Source organism: Paenibacillus macerans (assembly GCF_900454495.1).
GTDB classification, from domain to species: domain Bacteria; phylum Bacillota; class Bacilli; order Paenibacillales; family Paenibacillaceae; genus Fontibacillus; species Fontibacillus macerans.
Genome location: NZ_UGSI01000002.1, coordinates 494,004 through 513,279, shown reverse-complemented (window position 1 = coordinate 513,279; position 19,276 = coordinate 494,004). Strand labels below are relative to the sequence as shown.

Here is a 19,276-nt window from a genome sequence, read left to right as displayed (position 1 = left end):
CGCCTTTTTTCGCATAAAAGCCGCTGCTACAAACCGTTAGATTCTCGGCGGGCGACAATATCGCTTCGAAAACCTGAGCAATTGCGGAAATCCGAAAAGTATCAGGGCTACAACTTGTCTTAAGCAAAAGTTTATGCAACGCTAGTGCCGTTTTACTGGCTAAGCTCGCGGTACCGGGTCGGCGTCATCCCTTCCAGCTTCTTGAAAATCCGGTTGAAATAGCTGTGCTGGTACCCAACCTGTTGGGCCACATCGCAAATCCTTAGGCCCGTGTCTCGCAGCAGCTCCTTAGCTTTCTCCATCCGCAGCTCGGTCAAATAATCGATGAAATTGTGACCCGTCACCTGCTTAAACGATTTGCTCAGAAAAAACGGGTTCGTGCCGACGTGATCGGCGCAGCTATCGAGCGAAATGTCCTTCATGTAGTTTTGCTGCAAATAAATCATCGCCTGCTCGATCAGCAGCTTAACCCCCGCGTTTGCACGGAGGGACAACTCTTTGAGATAGGGGGCGAGCACTTTTTCCCGGAACCAGGTCAGGATCAGCTCCGGCTCGCGGATTTGCGAAAGCGCTTCGTACAGATTGACGCCTTTAAACAGGCGGTTCGGATGAATGCCGGACTGCATGATGGCGTGCTGGATATGGCCGAGCAGCTGCAGCATCCCCTGCTGCACGTCGATCGTCTTGGCGCCTCTTGCGCTCAAGGCGGCGAGGAATTCGCCCAGCAGCCGGTACGCGTCTTCCTCCTGGCCGGTGCGCATCGCCTGAATCAGCTCCCGCTCGAGCGTAAACGAATAGGCCGGCTCTCCCTCCTCGGCCCCTTCGCGGTCCAGCTTCTCCATCTCGATGATCTGATTCTCGCCGTCAAATGGCCGGTAGCTGGCGGCCTGCCGTACCCCCTCAAACGCGAACGGAATGTCCGTAACCTGGGTCACGGCCCGGCTGACCGCCACTGTGACGCGCATCTTCAAGAACAGGTTCACCGTCCGGATCAACTCTTCGCTATAAGCTTGAACTTCTGGCATGTAGGACGTTTCGTTCGGTACCAGCAGCACAATCCCGGTCGATAAATTGTGAAAATGAATCGTATCGCACTGGCTGAAGCGCTGCGCGGCGAGCTCGCTGATTATGTTCGCCGCCGCGTAGGATACGAGCCCTTCATCGCCGTTTTTGAATTTCCCGCCCAAGCTCGTGATGCCCGTCAGCTGGACATACAGCAAAACAAAGCGGCGGTTCTCCACCTCCCATTTAAAACGCTCCATCCGGCCGCGCAGCTCCTGCTCGGAATAGGCGTATAAATGACCGTGCAGCAGCTGGTGAAGAAAGCTCTCCTTCACATGGGGAAGCTGCTCCGCCAGCTTCCGCTGCAGGTCGTGGCTCTCCCAGTGCAAGTTCAGCCACTGCCGCTCGATCAGCGCAAACTCGTCGTCCTCCCGGCCCTCCACCGCCGCATGCTCCGGCAGCAGCGTCTTGAACAGCCGCCGGATCGGCGAGTACATCCGCCTGGACGCCAGCCAGGACAGCAGCGCGGCCAACACCAAGGCGCTGAAGCTCACGATAAAAATCAGCTTGGATACAAACATCACCGGCGCCGTGATGCTGGAAATCGGCGAAGCGGAGACATACACCCATTCATTGGCGATCCGGGAAAACGCGCCGTACGTGACGGCATAGGTTTTCCCCTCCCACTCGAAGACAAAAGAAGCTTTATCGGCGCTTCCCCGCTCGCGGATTTCGGCCCGCAGCCGCTTCACGAACGGCGAATCCGGCGCGCTTCCGCCGGCCGAAGCGAACAGCCCGCCGGTCGTTTGGGCCAAAAACGTCTCCCCCACGTTATAAGGCGTCATCGTTTTCAGCATATCCGCCACTTTCCCGGTGTCCATCCGAATCAGCAGCGCCCCGAACGGCTCCTGGCTGCCGCCGGGGATGTGGTGCACCAGCGTCAGCTCCTTTTCGCCGGGGCGGCTCGGGTCAAAGGCCCACTCCGTCCAATAGGTGCTCTGCCGCGTCCCGACCAGCTTGTCGTACAAGCCGGTCACCGCCGCGGACTTGATCTCCCCGTATTCGGGGTCAAACAGGATTGGCTCGTTCCCTCCTAAATACAACTCCACCTGCTTGATCATCGTATTGGAGCCCTGCATGACGACCAGCGTTTTCGTAATGTCCCGCGCCCGCTCGAAATCGATGGTGAAGTCTAGTCCGTTCAGACTATAATCGAATTTCGGATCAAACGCCCAATGGGACAACATCAGCTCCAAATTGGCCAGCTGCTCGTCGATGTTGCGGGCCCGCTGCTCGATTTGCCGGTGATGCATCTGCAGCAGCTCGTTTTCCAGCCGCCCGCCGATCATGCCGTAGACGAGCGCCCCGGTGATGATTCCCGGAATGGCCGAGACCACCAGCATCAGGATCAGGTTTTTGCGGTAATACCGCCCTTTCCCCATTTTCATTTCCTCACCAACCGAAATAAGATATACCCAAAATGTAAACGCATACACGATAAAATGCAATGTGTGTTACATGTTTTGGGAATATAAGTGCGGGAAGCTGCCCGCAAAGGCTCGTCACGAACCTTCAGGGCAGCCGCTATCCACGCCTCCATCCGATGATCTTTTTGCGGTGAGCTTGATGCGCTTACGGGTTCTCCTTGCTGTAAAGCTCGTTCATTTCCTTGACAAGATCGGCTCCGCCGGACTTTTTCCACAGCTCGAAGGCCGACTTCAACCCAGCCTCGTCGATCTGGCCGACGATAAACTTGATGCGGGCATCGTTGATGATGTTGTCGAGCTGCTGGCCCTTTTGCGAATATACCGTGGAAATGAACGGCTCCGCCGGGTTGGAAACAATGTACTGCTCGTTCGCCTTTTGCACCTCCGCCTGCTTCACGCGCAGCGGCGTCTGCTTCACCTGTTTGGAACGATCCTCGGGAATAAACGCGAGCATCTGGTTCAAACCTTCAACTTCCGATTCCAGCTTCGCCGTATCCTTGATCGGTTCGACGTAATCATTCACCAGGTTGTAGTGGGCGCCTTCCAGACCGAAGTTAAGCATCGTCTGCATCTCCGGTTCGTTCAGTTGATCCAGAAAAGCGAGCACCCGCTTCAGTTCCGCTTCGGTTTTAACCGACGATTTCGGGATCGCCAAAATGCCGGAATACCCGGAGGTCGGTAAAGTACGGAGCTGGCCGTCCGTGCCCGTGACGCCGCCCGTCACGTCGATATAATGCTTCTCCGGCCCGTCTTTGCCCTCCTTGGCCAGCGCGGCGTGGATTTTGTCGTCAATCCGCGCGCCGACGTCCACAACGTCGACGATGACGCCCGCTTTATTGTTGACCACCGGGTCGACCCATTTGGCGCTGTCCATGACGGCAAAGTCGGAGTTGATCAGCTTTTCGTCGTACAGCTTTTTCATAAATTTCAGCGCTTCCAGATATTCGGGGTATTCGTGCTCGGGGACGAGCTGGCCGTCCTTTACCCCCCACTTGTTCGGCGCGCCGAACCACAATTTTATGGTGTCGAAGCCGCTGGCCCACTGCCCCGTCCATTTGACCAGAACCATGCCGTACGTGTCGTCTTTTCCATTCCCGTCCGGGTCTTGCTCTTTGAAGGCCTTCAGCATATTGTAAAAATCGTCAATCGTTTGCGGTGTCTGCAGCCCGACCTTATCGAGCCAATCCTTGCGGAACGCGATTCCGTTGCGCCCAAGCACCCGTCCGCGGTAAAGCCCATAGTTTTTGCCTTCGATAGACGAGTTTTTCATGATGACCGGGTTCGCCCCGCTCAGGTTTTTAAAGTCCTTGAGATAAGGCCCCAACTCCCAAAACCCTCCGGACTTGGCCGCGCCCACAAAGCTTGGTCCCTTGACGTCCCCGACGTAAATGATGGTCGGCAGCTTGCCGGAAGCGAGGGTGATGTTGAACTTGTCGGCGTAGGAAGCGTTCGGCACCCACTCGAAATGGATCTGCGTGTTGGTCCGCTTTTCGATCTCTTCGACGACCGGGCCGTCGTCCTTCGGATAGTTTGTTTTGAAAACCGGCAGCATGATCGACAATTTCAGGGGCCCTTCCGACGAGGCGTTCCCTCCCCCGCCTGAGGTGGCGGCCGGGGACGCTTCCGGTCCCCCGCCTCCGCCGTTCCCCCCGCCGCATCCGGCGGCCGCGAACATCAGCGCTGCCAGCGGCAGGGCGGCCCAGCGCTTCCAACTCGATTTTACAGTCATATACGTTTTGACCTCCTTTTAATGGTATGAGCCTGGTTCGGCATATATTGCAAAATCATCGGACCTTTCAAGAAAAGTCCATGAATTTACACAAAGGATTTTCAATGATGCGGAATGTTGATGCGATGGCGGCAGCCGGTCAGCCTTTGATCGAACCGAGCAGCACCCCTTTGGCGAAGTGTTTTTGCAGGAAAGGGTACACGCACAGGATCGGAATCGTGCCGACGACGATCACGGCCATCTTGATCGATTGCTCCGGCGGCTGCACGAAGGTCGGGTCCATGGAGTTGATGTCCCCCGCCGCTTGGGACAGCATGACGATCTGGCGCAGCATCACCTGCAGCGGCCATTTCGCGGGATCATTGATGTACAGCAGCGCCGAGAAAAAGTTGTTCCAGTGGCCGACGGCGTAAAACAACGTAAAAGTAGCCAGCACCGGCTTGGATAAGGGGAGCACGATGCGCCACAGCAAGCCCAGTTCGTTGCAGCCATCGATTTTGGCGGCGTCCTCCAGCTCCGGGGGGAGCTCCTGGAAAAAATTTTTGACGATAATCAGGTTAAAAGCGCTGATCGCTCCGGGCAGGATAAGGGAGTTCAGCGTGTCCAGCAGCTGGAGATCGCGGATGACCAGGTACGTGGGAATCATGCCGCCGCCGAACAGCATCGTGAAAATGACGAGGTTTAAAATCAAATTCCGGCCCATCAGGTTGCGCCGGGCCATCGGATAAGCCATCGTCACCGTGAAGAACAGATTGACGATCGTGCCGACCAAGGTGACATAGATGGACACCCCGATGCTGCGGACGATCGTGTCCGTCGAAAAAATAAACTTGTACGCGTCCAAGGAAAACGTCCGCGGGATAAGAAACACGGCGCGTTTCGTAATTTCCGCATCGGTGGCGAAGGAGCCGGAGATGACGAAGATGAACGGCAGGATCGCCAGCAGCCCGAAGAGGCTGAGAAAGACGTAGTTGAACGCGTCAAATACCTTTTCGCCCGTGCTTTTGTATTGTTTGGCCATAAGCGTCCCTCCTTTTTAATAAAGTCCCGATTCTCCGGATTTTTTGGCCAGCCAGTTCGTGCCGAGCACGAGGGTGACGCCGATGACCGACTTAAACAAGCCGACGGCCGTACTGTAGCTGAACGCCCCCTGGGTGATCCCCAGCGTGTACACATACGTGTCGAACACTTCGGCCACCTCGCGGTTCAGCGCGTTCATCATGAGGTAAATTTGTTCGAAGCCGTTATCGAGAATCGTCCCCATGCGCAGGATCAGCAGGATGACGATCGTGCTGCGGATCGACGGCAGCGTAATATGCCATAGCTGCCGCCAGCGGCTCGCCCCGTCGACGATGGCTGCCTCGTACTGCTCCACGTCCACCCCGGCCAGCGCCGCGAGGAAGATGATCGTCCCCCAGCCGCACTCCTTCCAAATCGTCTGCAAAATGATCAGGGGCCGGAACCAGTCCGGGCTGGACAGGAAATCGATCTTTTCTCCTGTAAACGTATACAAAAATTCGTTTACCATGCCGCCCTCAGTCGTCAAAAACACGTAAGTCAAACTGGCCACAATGACCATCGAAATAAAATGCGGAACGTAAATCATCGTCTGAATCGTCCGTTTGAAGAAGGACCGGCGGATTTCATTCAGGAGCAAGGCCAAAATGATCGGTGCCGGGAAGAAAAAGATCAGGTTGTAAAGCGACAGCACCAGCGTGTTGCGCAGCAGCATAAAAAAGTCGGGGTTCTGGAAAAAAACTCTGAAGTGCTCGAAGCCGACCCATTCGCTTTTCCAGAATCCGAGGAACGGCTGATAGTTTTTGAAAGCCAGCAGCACGCCCCACATCGGCACATATTTGAAAATGATAAAATACAGGACCCCGGGCGTCAGCAGCAGATACAGCCACTTGTCGCGCCTGAGGCGTCTCCATCTCGTTTCCCGTTTGCTTTTTATAGGCGGTTGATTCATTCGGATGCTTGCCGCAGCCGTTTGCTTCACCCCGTTCACCTCCCAAAACGTTCTGCCGAATCGTCAAGCCGGCTTCGCCGCCATTTGGCTGCGGGCTGCGCCGCCGGTTTGCGACCGATGTAGTCTCATTATGAAGCGGCCCTTCCTTTCCGGCAATTGGACTTTCTTGAAATCGCCCGCCGCCTCGAGGAGGTCCCGTTTTTTCAAAAAAGTGCGAACCCCGCAAAAGATTGCTATTGCGCCGCCCCCGGCAACTGGCGCAGACTGACGGGGAGAGAAGCGGGCGGCTGACAGGGGGCTGAGCGCGACACGATGAAGGCACGGCGTGGTATACGCGCTGAGCCGGTTTACGTGTTGATTCAGGCGGCTGAACGCACTACGGCGCGATATGCGGGTGGAAGGCGCTAAACCGGATTGCTAAACGCGGTGCGGCGCTGGGCAAGGAAGAGTATTACCGTCCAAGAGTATTGCCGCCCGGTTCACGGTTATCGCCAGGTCCGCCCGACGTTCCCGCCGCCCAAGCGATTTTTTTCTAAAAAGGAGTGGATTGGATGATCAACGGCAAACTTTATCACGGCGCTGCCCTGTATCCCGAGCTGTGGAGCCGGGACGTGCTGATGCGGGATATCGCGGCCATGAAGGAGGCGGGCATCAATGTCGTGCGGATGGGCGAATTCGCCTGGTCCGTACTGGAGCCGGAGGAAGGCCGAATCGATATCGGCTTTTTTGTGGAGGTGATCGGACTGCTTTATGATAACGGCATCGAAACGGTGATGTGCACGCCGACTCCGGCGCCGCCGATCTGGATGAGCCACGGCCATCCGGAGCGGATGCACGTGAACGAACGAGGGGGCGTCATGAACCATGGCGCTAGGCAGCACGTCTGCACGAACAACGCCTATTTCCGCGAGCGGGCCGCGATCATTACCGAACGGATCGCCCAGGCCGTCGGCCGGCTGCCCGGATTGGTCGCCTGGCAGCTCGACAACGAGTTCAAAGCGCATGTCGCCGACTGTCTGTGCTCGTCCTGCAAGAAGCTGTGGCAGCGCTGGCTGGAGCGGCGCTACGGCACGATCGAAGCGCTGAACGCAGCGTGGGGAACCAACGTCTGGAGCCAGACGTACCGGCGTTTTGAGGAGGTGCCGCAGCCCGGCCCAACGCCGTTTCTGCACAACTCGTCGCTGCGCACGATGTACCGTCTGTTCACCATGGAACAAATCGCCGAATTTGCCGACGAGCAGGCGGCCATTATCCGCCGTTACTCCGCTGCGCCGATCACCCATAACAGCAACATTCCGTTTCATCTGGACAACGAAAGACTGTTCCGGAATCTCGACTTCGCCTCCTTTGATTCGTACGCCTCCCGGGAGAACGCCCACGCCTATTTGTTCAACTGCGATCTGTGGCGCAACTTGAAGCCGGGAAAGGCCTTTTGGGTGATGGAGACGAGCCCGTCGTTCGCCGCGTCGCTTGAAAGCTACGCCTCCCCGCACCCGATCGGGTACGTCAAGGCCGAAGCGGCGGCCGCCTACGCCCTGGGCGCGGGCGGGTTCTGCTACTGGCTGTGGCGGCAGCAGCGCACGGGCAGCGAGCAGCCGCACGGCTCCGTCGTCAGCGCCTGGGGCGAGCCGACGATCGGCTACCGCAGCGTGCTGGAAGCCGAGGCAGCGCGGCGGGAGCTGGAGCCGGTGTTGCTGGCGAGCCGGCCGGCGCGCGCCGAGGTCGCGATCACGTACTCCGACCGGGCCAAAGCTTTCCTGCAGACGGAGCCGCACCGGAAGCTGAATTACCGCGGGTTGATGAACGATTTTTACAAGCGTTTTTTAGCGCTGGGCTTTTATCGCGACGTCGTTCCCGAAGGCGGCGAGCTGACGGGGTATAAACTGCTGTTCACCCCTTTCCTGCCGTACGTGTCTTCGGAATTTTTACAGCGGGCGCTTAAATGGGTTGCCGAGGGCGGGATCTGGGTGGCCGGGCCGCTGACCGGCGGACGGACAGCGGAGCATACGATTCCGGTGGAGGCCGGTTTGGGCGAGCTGGAGGGTTGGGCCGGCGTCAAAACGGTGTACACGTATCCGATGGACGGGACCGGTTCGGTTGGGGAAGCTTTCGGCGTCACCGCCCCGCTCTCCCTGTGGAGCGCCGTCTTTGCGCCGGCCGGCCGGGAAACCGCCGTCGTCGGCACCATCGCCGCGGGCCTGACTCCCGGTATGGCCTTTGCGACCGAACGCCGCCATGGGCGCGGCAAAATCGTCATGCTCGGCTCCCTGCCGTACGGCGAAGCGGGCGACCTGCTGCTGCAAAAGCTGATCGGACATTATGCCGGCGAAGCGGGAGTTGCCCTGCAGAGCGACGTCACCCCCGGCACGCTTGTTGTCCCCAGAACCGGAGACGACGGCCACGATCTTTGGGTTATTATTAATATGGACGGCTTGGGAGGAACCGTCACCCTCCCCCGCGAAGGCCTGGATGCCGTCACCGGGCGCAAGACCGCCGCCGGGGCGTTCGCCGTTGCCGCGTATGAATGCCGGGCAATCCGTATGGAAAAGTGAAACCGCAACCGTCCAGAGAGCGTATTAACCTCCGTAACCGCTGCATTCAAATCCTGCAGACGAAAAAATGTTGAAGGAAGGTTGATATCATGTCCTTTTTTAAGAAAATGTTGGCCAGCGTGGGAATCGGGGCGGCGCGGATCAATACGGAGCTGGATACGTTGGAGGTCGCCGTCGGCGGGGAAATCGGCGGAACCGTCTATTTGGAGGGAGGACAGGCCGACCAGTCCATCGACAACATTTATCTGAAGCTAAAAACCCATTACATACGCGAGCAAGGCGACAGCAAGCTCAGGGAAACCGCCACGATCGCCAAATACCTGGTTACCCAAGGCTTCGAGCTGAAGGCCGGCGAGAGGAAGCAAATTCCGTTCCGCTTCAGGCTGCCGGACCGGATGCCGGTGACGCTGCGGAACGTACCGATCTGGATCGAAACCGGGCTCGATATCGACATGGGGGTCGATCCGAAGGACGAAGACCTGATCCACGTCGTACCGGACCGGAAAATGCGAACCGTGCTGGACGCGGCGGAGCTGCTCGGGTTCCGCCTGCGCGAAGTGACGAACGATTACGCTCCAAGGCTTGGCGGGGCCCTGCCGTTCGTGCAGGAATTCGAATACGCGCCCGGAGGCAGATTCTACGGATACCTGGACGAGTTGGAAATCCTGTTTTTCCCGAAAGGCGATACGCTCGAGCTGATACTGCAGGTCGATCGCCGCGCCCGCGGCTTAAGCGGCTTGTTCGCCGAAGCGCTGGAGCTGGATGAGCGGTTTGTGCGGGTCCGGTTGTCCAGAGACGACCTCCTTCGCGGTCCGCAATCGGTAGCCGCCCAGTTGGAAGCGGTCATTGCCAGGCATATTTAAGGCATTTATCGCCCCAGGGGTCCGGGCCGCCGCAAGGGATGATATAAAGGAAAAAAGCGCCGTTATTTCGGCGTTATCCCCATCCCCCGTTCTGAGGAGCCTGGACCGCGTTTGGCGGCAGTTGCAGAGCTGATTTTTGTTACGGCATCAGGCGGCGGTTGCTCCCGAATTCCACGAAATGCAAAAGTGCATGCGGTTTTCGCCGAAATGGACCGAATATGACCCGTCAAATGCAAAAGTGCAGGCCAGTATCGCCATGTTGAGCAAATTTGTTTCTACGCGCCATTTTCAACTGCACTTTTGCATCTCATCGCTCTAATAGCCGGAATTCGGCTCATTTCAAATGCACTTTTGCAATTGGCCCGGTTAAGCGGCCGTTCCCTCGGCAAGTTGCGCTGCCTTCAACGACTCAAAAAAGGACTTGGAGCTCAGCTCCAAGTCCTTCCTTATTGGTCCGGCGCCACGCCGTCCGCCTCTTCAGCTCGGCAGCTTCAGCTGCTTGCTGCGCAACTGGCCGCATGCCGCGTCGATGTCGGTGCCGTGCTCCAGCCGGATGCTGCAGCTGACGCCTTGTTTTTTCAGCACATCGTAAAAAGCCAGCACCGATTCCTGCGCGCTTCTTTGATACTGGGCGTGTTCGTCCACCGGATTGTACGGAATCAGATTGACGTTGACGAGCCGATCGCCCATTAGTTCCGCCAGCTCCAAAGCGTGCTCTTTGCCGTCGTTCACGTCCTTCAGCAAAATGTACTCGATCGTGATCCGCCGATTCGTTTTCTCCAGGTAGTAGTCGATCGCCGCCAGCAGCTTCTCGATCGGAATCGCCCGGTTGATCTTCATGATCCGGGTGCGCAGCTCGTTGTTCGGCGCGTGCAGGGATACTGCCAGATTAACCTGCAGGTCGGAGTCGGCGAATTCGGTGATTTTGTCCGCCAGCCCGCTCGTCGATACGGTGATATGCCGCGGCCCGATGGCCAGCCCTTTCGGATCCTGGATGACGCGCAGAAAATCGGCCATATTGTCGTAGTTGTCGAACGGCTCGCCGATCCCCATGACCACGATATGGGTGACCTTCTCCCCCCGGCCCTTGCGGTCCAGGTGAAGCTGCACCTTCATGACCTGCTCCACGATCTCCCCGCCCGTCAGGTCGCGGCTTTTCTTGAGCAGTCCGCTGGCGCAGAAGCTGCAGCCGATATTGCAGCCGACCTGGGTCGTCACGCATACCGACAGGCCGAATTTATGGCGCATCAGCACCGTTTCGATCAGATTGCCGTCCTGCAATTGGAACAAAAACTTGATCGTGCCGTCGACGGATTCCTGCCGGGTATGTTCTTTCAGCGTTTCGACCGCAAAATGCTCGGCAAGCACCGCCCGGCACTCGGCGTTTACATCGTCCATCGCCTGAAAATCGGTGACCCGCTGCCGGTACAGCCAATCCCAAACCCGTTCGGCCCGCCCCTTTTTATGTCCATGATCCAGCAGCCAGGCGGCGAGCCGGTCCTTGGTCAAACCATATATCGAATATCGTTGATTCATCGTAATATCCTCGATCCTCTTTCGCTATATTTTAAAATTTTAGAAGTTGACCTTCACCTATTTTAACACATGTTCGAGGATATTCCGCCCTATGGTTGATTTTGACTGCCAAGACCGTCCCGCCGCCGCAGAAACCGGCCGATCCGCTCGACCGCCTCGGCAAGCCGGCCGGAAGGCTGCACAAGCGCGATCCGCACGTACCCTTCCCCTTGACGGCCAAACGCATCGCCCGGCACCACCGCCACGCCCGCCTGCTCGATCAGCGCGAACGCCAGCTCGCGCGAAGTCCAGCCTGCCGGGATTGGGGCCCACACAAACATCGTGGCCGGGGACTTCGCCACCTGCCAGCCTACCTTCGTCAGCCCGGAAATCAGCGTATCCCTGCGCGCTTCATACTCTTTCACCTGGGCCTCAAGCAAACGATCGTCCGCCATCAGCGCGGCCGCGGCGGCCTGTTGAACCGGAAGAAAAACGCCGTAATCGATGTTCGATTTCAGCGTGCCGAGCGCCCGCAAAACTCCAGGGTGACCGACGGCATAGCCGATCCGGCAGCCGGCCATATTAAACGTTTTGGACAGCGAGTTGAACTCGATGCCCACTTCCCTGGCGCCGGGAACCGCCATAAAGCTTAGCCGGGGGCGCCCGTCGAAAATCAGTTCGGAATACGCGAAATCATGGACGATCAAAATGTTATGCCGCTTCGCAAACCGGATTGCTTCCTCGAAAAAAGAAACGTCCGCCATGGCCGGCACCGGGTTGCCGGGATAGCTGAGAATCATCATTTTCGTCCGCGCCACAATTTCACCCGGAACCTGATCCAACCGCGGCAGATACCCGTTTTCCTCGCGAAGCGGCAGCGGATACACCTGGCCCCCGGCCAGAACCACCCCCGCCTCGTAAATCGGATAACCCGGGTCCGGAATCAATACGTAATCCCCGGGATTGACGACCGCCAAAGCCAAATGGGCAAGCCCGTCCTGCGAACCCATCGTTTGGAGCACCTCTTGCTCCGGATCGAGCTCCACTCCGTACCGTCTGCGGTAAAAATGACTCACTGCTTCATGAAACTCCCGGGTCCCCCCCAGGGCATATCCGTAGTTTTCCGCATGCTGCGCCGAGGCCGCAAGTTTCTCCGCGACCAGCGGCGGCGGCGGAAGATCGGGGCTGCCCACGCTCAGGTCGATAACTTCGATGCCCTGACGGGAAGCGGACCGTTTACGCCGGGCCAATTCCGTAAATATGCCGGTGGCCATTTGCTGCACTTTATCCGATGGGGTAAATTCCATAGCCAAGCTCCTTCAGATTTTTAAACCATTATACCAATTACTCCGGCGAATTCGATACCGCCGATTCCTCTGGAGATCCTTGTTCCTTCACACCCTCCAGCCGGAGGGAGACCCGCTGATAGATGTAGGAAATGGCCAGCAGCACGACGCCAAACCCGAAAAAGGCGAGAATTTTGCTGCCCGTCGTCAGCAGCGACAGGTCGTACAGCAGCATTTTTCCGGTGGACAGCAGCGTCAGCCCCAGGCCGATCCGCCGGATGTACACGTATCTGTAGCGGAAGCCGTAAACGATGTAACCGATCGCCAGCAGCAGGTACACCAGACTGAACCATAAACCGGCGTCTCCGAGCCGGAACTGCACGCTCAGAAAGGCGGTAATGACGGCAAACAGGTACGCCCCCATGATGACCGGGTACCATTCCGCGCTGCGGAAATCGCGGCGGATCGCCGAAAACAGCATGTCTTTGCCGCTAAAGAAAACGATAATATTAAAGGCGATCAGCACGATCAGCGCAATATACTCGGCCGCTCCGTTCCGGGCCGCGTCTTCCTGCAGCGCAGGCAGCGCCACCGTGACAATGAAACAAATGAAATAGCTGATCGAATACAAGACCAGCGTATAAATTTTGACGAACCGGTCGTAAAGCAGCCTGAACTTGGTTAACGCATAGGCCAGCACCATCGTCACCGCCGCGATGAGCAGCCATTTGTACAAAGCTTCATGGCTCATCGACGCCGGAACGAGCCGATCGTAGACGAAGCCCGCTTCATAAACCAAATACAGCCACAAATTGCACAGCGTGACGTATTTTACCCAGGAGATGAACGTGTGCTCCCAGGCAAGATAACGGCCGTTTTCCTCCGGGTTTCGGAAACGCAGCGCGTAATACAGCATCAGCAACAGCGGCCCCAAAGAGATGGAGCTGTACTGCAGATTGAAATCGCCCGGGCGAACGACACCCACCAAATAGCGGATAAAATCCACCCAGAAGAACGCGCCCGCACAGAGCAGCACAATGCCCCATCCGCCGCGTTCCAGCGGCTTCAAACGGCTGCGGCCGGCGAAGACGGCGAGGGCCATTCCCTCGATGAGCCAGCCCATGGAGACCCAGCGGACATCGAGCTGGAACGGGATCATCAGAACCGCGAACGTCAGCGCCGTGGCGTAAAACAGGACGCGGATCGCCCGTTCCTGCGGCAGTTTCTTATGCGCAAACCGTCCCAACGCCGTGTAGACCAGGCAGAACAGCAGAGCCAGCAGCCCCCTGAATCCGGTCAGTTCCGCTTTGGCGATCAGACCGTACAAAGTCCCGCAGCTGACGACGGTATTCAGCGCAAGCAAAGAGAAGTCCCACCAGGTTAGCTTCGACTTGTGCCTAAACGGTATCCAAAGGGTGATGCCCAAATACATCAAAAAGATGCAAACGGCGTACAGCATGGCGATCCACGCCTGCTCCGCCAGCGCCGCCAGAGCGATCATGGACGGCGTATGAAGCAAAAAGCTGATATAGGTGACGGCAGGCCACCGTTTCCGGAACGAAACGAGCAGAATCAAGCCGTTGAGCAGCAGCAAATACCCCATGCCCGCATAAACGGCGGCGCCCTCAAGTCCAAATGCGCTTATGTATGATAGCAAGGGCAGATAACCGCCGATCAGTCCCAGGGAACAAATCGTCCGCGACCTGTACCTGAGCGACAAGAACACGGCCGCCGCCGTGATCAGGACGCATACGGCAAACCCGGCATACATGCCGATGATGTGCAGGAGAAAATAGCTGTAAAAAACCGAGCCGTACAATACCGAAATCCCGCCGCCGAGCAATCCTAAGGCGAAAATCTTTTTCCCTTTGCGGAACAGCCATTCCCCGCCCGCGATCATCAGCGCCCCGAGCAGGAAGAAAACCAGCCCCTTCATATACCCGCTGAACCAGGCCGTATAGGAATATTTGAACGCCGCGCCTACCCCCAGAACGATCAGCAAAATGCCGATCTTGTTGATCCAGTTCAAGCCGATCTTCATTTCGATCTGGTTTTGTTTCTTGCGGCGCTGTACCGTTTCCTCATCGACGCCTTCCGCGGCAAGCTTCTCGTACCCGGCCCAGGTCTCCTGGCGAATGCGGTTCTCCTCTACCAGCAGCCGCTTCCGGTGCTCGGCCATGCGCTGTTCCAATTCCTCGTGAAATTGCTTCAAGCGGGCCTTGATTCCTTCTTGGTCGGCATCCAATTGCCTTTCAGCCTGATGGATCAAATGATCGATTCTTTGTTTGGCGAAATTCTCCAGACTTTCAAGCCGGTTCCCCTGTCCGATCACCTTCTCCGAAAAATAGGTGTACAGCTTCTTCCTCGATAAGGCCAGCAATCCGAGCTTTTCATCCAACATCTGCTCGGAAAGCGCCCGGCGCAGCTCCCGGTTCTCGTGATCGAGCTGCCCCAGCCGTTCCTCCAGCGCGTCCGCCCGCCGCTTGAGCTCCTCGCATTGCCGGCGGAGCGCGCCGTTTTCGCGTATGTAATCATAGGATTCATATTCCTCGACCAACGCTTGGTATTCTTTAAGCATCCTGGCCTGATCCTCCTGGAGTTGAACCAGGCGATCCCTAAATTCCTTCATCGCAACCTCCAACCTGTTTCCGTCTGCAACCAAATGACTAGAGTGATAAAAAATCGACTTCCATTATACCTAATAAATTCCATTGTTAACCAGTGTAAAAAGACTCAAAACTGCAATGTCCCGTTAAGTCCGCTCCTTTGTTAACAAAGATCGGGCGCTCTGTTGAAACCGTGAAAACACTGGGACAATACAGTGGAATATGTTCGGCGGAGCGATTTGGCGGACGGTTCGGAGGTCAGTCCAGCCCGCTACTGGACTTAAGTCGGAAGCGAAATCTCGACGCGCGGCCAGTTCGGTTCCTCACGCGCTTCCCTTATACTGAATAGCGAAGTGCAATAAAGGAACGGAAAAACGCGAACGATTTTAGCAAAAAAGGCAGGTATAAACCATGAAGCAGGACATTAGCATCGTTATCCTGACCGCCGGTTACGGGAACGGTCATATTCAAGTGTCGCGAACGCTGCAGCAAGCCTTCGCCCGACTCGGCGCCGCATCGGCAAGCATTCTCGATTTGTATCGGGAAGCCCACCCCGGCATGAATTCCATTTCCCGTTATTTATATTTATACAGCCCTTTTTTCTCCAATTACGGTCTGGACTATTATGGCTGGTCGTATTACGCCACCCGGAATATCGAAGAGACCAGCGCTTTGGCCAAGTGGGCCGGGGTGCTCGGAATGAAAAAATTGATCTCCGTCCTGAAGGAACGAAAGGCGGACGCCATCGTAAGCACGTTCCCGTTCGGAGGAATTTCACATCAGCTGCAAAAGCACGGTATTCACATCCCGCTATTTACCGTAGTGACCGATTTCAGCCTGCACAGCCGCTGGCTGCATAACCGCCCGGACCGGTTTTATGTGGCCACCGATGACCTCAAGCAAGAAATGATCCGGCGGGGAGTACGGCCGGGAACGATTACCGTCAGCGGCATTCCGCTGCGGGAACCGTTTTACGAGCCGCCCTTTCCGGTGCCGCCGGACGCGCAGCGGCATCCCCGATCCATTCTTGTCATGATGGGCGCCTGCGTGCCTTTGCCGGATATTCAGCAGTTGACGGCAAGCCTGCTGTCTTTGCCGGACGTGCGGGTCGACATCGTATGCGGGGGGAACGACAAGCTGCGGCGGAAACTGGAGCGCCGGTTCGGCGGTCATCCCCGGCTGCGGCTGTTCGGGTTCGTGGACGCGGTCCACGACCGCATGCGGCGCGCCTCCTGCATCATTACGAAGGCCGGCGGCATCACTTTATCCGAAGCGATCCAAATTCGTACGCCGATCGTCGTTTACAAGCCGTTCTCCGGGCAGGAGCGGGAGAACGCCCTTTATCTGGAGCGAAAAGGCGCCGCGGCGGTGGCCAAACACGTGCGGCAGCTCCTCCCGCTGGTGAGCGAAATCCTCGACTCCGAAGCTACCCGGGACAAAATGATGCGGCAATGCGACGCGCTCGCCGCCGGGCATGCCGCCGATATGATCGTCAAGGACGTGCTGCGGCTGGTCCGCGGACTGCCCGCCGCGGAAAACCAATTCATAGTATAGGAGTTCGAAACGATGAAAAATTCCGCGCAAGGAGGATTTTGGAGCAAGCTGCCCCCTTCCTTTCTGCATTGCTCCGCTATTTTGTTCCTGACCGAAATGGCCCGCAGCGCTTTCCTGATTTCATTCCTGCCCGCCTATGCCAATGACCGGCATATCACGCTGGCGGCGGTCGGCGCGGCCGTGTCGATCCACTATTTGGCCGACACCCTGATCAAGGTCGTCGCAGGATACGTGCTTGACCGGTTTCCGGCGCGGCTCATCCTCAACGCATTTTTGCTGCTCGGACTGCTTGGGCTGTTCGTATCCTTCGGCATCAGCGCACCCTGGGCGATCATTGCCGGCTCCGGGCTGCTCGGGATAGGCGTGTCCCCGATCTGGCTGCTCTGCCTCTCGGAAATCCGGGAGGACCACCGGGGTTCGCAAATGGGCGCGGTATACACGGTTTGGCTCGTTTCGCTCGGCCTCGGGCCGGTTGCCGTTAATTTTCTGATCGACCGGAGCTACTCCTTGTCGTTCTGGCTGTTGGCCGGACTTTGGGCGGGAGGCTGGGCGCTGGCGGCCGTAAAGAGCGGCGTATTCCGGTCCAGGGATTTGATCCGAACCGTTCCTTTTAAGCAGCAGTTGCGGCAAATGCAGCAAAAGCTGTCGCAAATAAAACCGCTCGTACCCGGCATGATTTTGCAGACGCTGGCCGCCGGACTGCTGGTGCCCGTGCTGCCGAGCTTCGCTTCCGAATATCTGGCTTTGGATTATTCGGCATACTCGATCGTGCTGCTCGGCGGAGGGTTGATGACGGTGCTGCTTCTCATCCCCATGGGCCGCCTGGCCGACAAATGGGGCCACAAATGGCTGCTCGTCGCCGGCTTCGGCGCTTTGGCCGCCTGCCTTGGGCTGCTCGTTTATTCCCGGCAGATGATCAGCACGATGCTGCTGGCCCTGGGCTTCGGCGCGGCTTATGCCGCCGTGCTTCCCGCCTGGAACGCCATTCAGTCCTACTTCGTTCCCGCCGAGCAAAAAGCGACCGGCTGGGGGGTATTGTCCGGCATCGAAGGAATTGGCGTGATCATCGGGCCGATTTTAGGCGGGTGGGTTGCCGAAAGCTTCGGCGAAACGGCCACGGTCGGCGTCAGCGCTTTGCTGTTGTTCGGCATCATGCTGTTCTACTGGATCCGGCCGGTCCGGTACCAGGCCGGACAAATGCTTGAGCGCTACGGGCAAGAGCATTAAACCATCCGTTTAAGCGTGTGATAAACCGGAAATTTCCGGCGGATAGCGGACTCGTTTGAATGTCCCGCGCGGGCGGGAAATTTTCAAACGGCACACCACGAACACGTCCGTTATTTTTTTAAGGGAGTGGAGTGTTTTACATGAGGTATCGCTATTATGAGCGGCTGCGCGAATATGATAACCGGCTGTTTTTCTGGTGCAATCATAAGCTCAGCCATCCCGCGCTCGACCTGGTCTTGAAGGGAATCACCCATTTGGGCGGCGCGGCGTTTACGATTGCCGTCACCCTTTCGGTGATCCTGTTTGCGGCGGGACCTTGGCCAAAAGCAGGCTGGAAGAGCTTGTGCGCTCTGGCGCTCAGCCATCTGGCGGCCGTCCTGGTCAAAAGGACGTTTCAGCGGACCCGTCCCTACGCAGCGCTCCGGGGAGCCCGGATCTCGATCCGCCCGCTTAAGGATTACTCCTTTCCGTCCGGGCATACGACGGCCGCGTTTTCCATCGCCGTTCCATTTCTGTTCACCGCCCCCGGCCTGGCTCAAATCCTGCTGCCGCTTGCGTTTATCGTCGGGATGTCGCGGATTTATCTGGGCGTTCATTGTCCTTCGGACTGCCTCGCCGGCGGCCTGATCGGGGCGCTGACCGCGCTGCTTGTCGTGTTGCTCGCGGGAGCCGCTTGAATGAATAATATTTGAAAGGAGATAGTTGAAATGCGTCCAGTTCCGATAATCAAACGGGCCGTCCAATGGGGTTGGATGGGCTGGGAGCAGGTATTCGAGGCGTTTAGCCGCCTCCGCTCCAAATATGCCGGGGAATACGGCATCTGCAAAATGTTCGTCACGAAGTATCGCGGCAAGTGTATGTTGTGCGAGGACGGAACGTGGATTCATGACGGAGACTGGATCGGGGAACTGCATTTGGACAACCGGAAAATCCTCGCGCTGCTGCAGTCCCACGAAGCAAACCGGGTCGCGCTCATGATCGCCCGGTTGATGCGGGGCACCATGCGGCAGATTTGCGCGGAAATGGTGAAAAACCCGCAGCTGAGCCAAGTCAAGGCGCTGCAGGGCGTCACTTTGCTGCATCGCGGCATCACGCACGGGTTGGGCTTTGAGACGCATCAAATGGAAAGCAGCACCTTCCGCGCGCTGACGACTTCGTATCTGCGTCTGCTGCTAACGGTGTTCCACCCGAGCAACCGCAGCCGCATCGTTCCCCATGCGGAGAAGCTCGTACCGATGCGGCTGGTGATGACCCGCTCGGCGCTGATCCGGCGGTTCTCCGGGCAGAATCCCGCCGTTTAGGAGGAAGCCCCGGCGGGGCCCCCGGCTAGGCTTCCGGCGCGCACCCTGCTTGCGTTCACGTCTACGTTCACATCTCCCGTCCATGTTCACGTCCCGTCCACGTTCACATCCCGTCCTCGTCCTCGCCCCGTCCACGCCAACGTTCACGTCTTTGTCCACCGCCCACGTCCCTTTCACGCCCCGTC

General features: G+C 57.7%; 13 protein-coding genes. 6 read left to right on the top strand and 7 right to left on the bottom strand.

Annotation, left to right across the window (positions count from 1 at the left end; genetic code table 11):
• Positions 1-152: 152 nt before the first annotated feature.
• The 4 genes from DYE26_RS25460 to DYE26_RS25445 form a co-directional block, all read right to left on the bottom strand.
• Positions 153-2,450: a helix-turn-helix domain-containing protein gene (locus DYE26_RS25460; RefSeq protein ID WP_082207626.1), complete on the bottom strand. Its 2,298-nt coding sequence runs from the start codon at positions 2,448-2,450 to the stop codon at positions 153-155.
• 184 nt (positions 2,451-2,634) lie between these two features.
• Positions 2,635-4,218 carry an extracellular solute-binding protein gene (locus tag DYE26_RS25455; RefSeq protein ID WP_036619004.1) on the bottom strand — a complete coding sequence of 528 codons (1,584 nt, stop codon included), beginning with the start codon at positions 4,216-4,218 and terminating at the stop codon, positions 2,635-2,637.
• 139 nt (positions 4,219-4,357) lie between these two features.
• The gene (locus DYE26_RS25450) at positions 4,358-5,239 is read right to left on the bottom strand and encodes a carbohydrate ABC transporter permease (protein WP_036619001.1); all 882 of its coding nucleotides are present in this window, start codon (positions 5,237-5,239) and stop codon (positions 4,358-4,360) included.
• Between the two features lie 15 nt (positions 5,240-5,254).
• Entirely contained in the window at positions 5,255-6,187 is a 933-nt protein-coding gene (locus DYE26_RS25445) for an ABC transporter permease (protein ID WP_051985813.1), read from the bottom strand.
• Between the two features lie 551 nt (positions 6,188-6,738).
• On the opposite strand from DYE26_RS25445, the gene DYE26_RS25440 reads away from it, so the two are divergent.
• Together DYE26_RS25440 and DYE26_RS25435 are read left to right on the top strand one after the other, a co-directional pair.
• Complete coding sequence (locus DYE26_RS25440; protein WP_036618998.1) at positions 6,739-8,739, top strand: beta-galactosidase; 2,001 nt, start codon at positions 6,739-6,741, stop codon at positions 8,737-8,739.
• Positions 8,740-8,828: 89 nt separating this feature from the next.
• On the top strand, positions 8,829-9,602 hold the full coding sequence (locus tag DYE26_RS25435; RefSeq protein ID WP_036618996.1) for a sporulation protein: 774 nt from the start codon (positions 8,829-8,831) through the stop codon (positions 9,600-9,602).
• A 477-nt stretch (positions 9,603-10,079) separates the two neighbouring features.
• Here the strand turns inward: DYE26_RS25435 and rlmN are convergent, their stop codons facing one another.
• From rlmN to DYE26_RS25420, 3 genes are all read right to left on the bottom strand, one after another.
• Positions 10,080-11,138, bottom strand: coding sequence for a dual-specificity RNA methyltransferase RlmN (gene rlmN / locus DYE26_RS25430; protein WP_036618994.1), 1,059 nt, complete (start codon positions 11,136-11,138; stop codon positions 10,080-10,082).
• An 89-nt stretch (positions 11,139-11,227) separates the two neighbouring features.
• Complete coding sequence (locus tag DYE26_RS25425) at positions 11,228-12,424, bottom strand: LL-diaminopimelate aminotransferase (protein ID WP_036618992.1); 1,197 nt, start codon at positions 12,422-12,424, stop codon at positions 11,228-11,230.
• Positions 12,425-12,461: 37 nt separating this feature from the next.
• Positions 12,462-15,032 (bottom strand): DUF2339 domain-containing protein, encoded by a 2,571-nt coding sequence (locus DYE26_RS25420; protein WP_036618990.1) that lies wholly within the window; start codon positions 15,030-15,032, stop codon positions 12,462-12,464.
• Positions 15,033-15,420: 388 nt separating this feature from the next.
• On the opposite strand from DYE26_RS25420, the gene DYE26_RS25415 reads away from it, so the two are divergent.
• The 4 genes from DYE26_RS25415 (at position 15,421) to DYE26_RS25400 (ending at position 19,091) form a co-directional block, all read left to right on the top strand.
• A complete protein-coding gene (locus tag DYE26_RS25415) occupies positions 15,421-16,563 on the top strand; it encodes an MGDG synthase family glycosyltransferase (RefSeq protein WP_036618988.1) in 1,143 nt (380 codons plus the stop codon).
• Between the two features lie 12 nt (positions 16,564-16,575).
• Positions 16,576-17,790, top strand: a complete 1,215-nt coding sequence (locus DYE26_RS25410) for an MFS transporter (protein WP_051985202.1) — start codon at positions 16,576-16,578, stop codon at positions 17,788-17,790.
• Positions 17,791-17,930: 140 nt separating this feature from the next.
• Entirely contained in the window at positions 17,931-18,467 is a 537-nt protein-coding gene (locus DYE26_RS25405; RefSeq protein ID WP_036618984.1) for a phosphatase PAP2 family protein, read from the top strand.
• Positions 18,468-18,497: 30 nt separating this feature from the next.
• Positions 18,498-19,091 carry a YkoP family protein gene (locus DYE26_RS25400; RefSeq protein WP_036618981.1) on the top strand — a complete coding sequence of 198 codons (594 nt, stop codon included), beginning with the start codon at positions 18,498-18,500 and terminating at the stop codon, positions 19,089-19,091.
• Positions 19,092-19,276 lie beyond the last annotated feature (185 nt).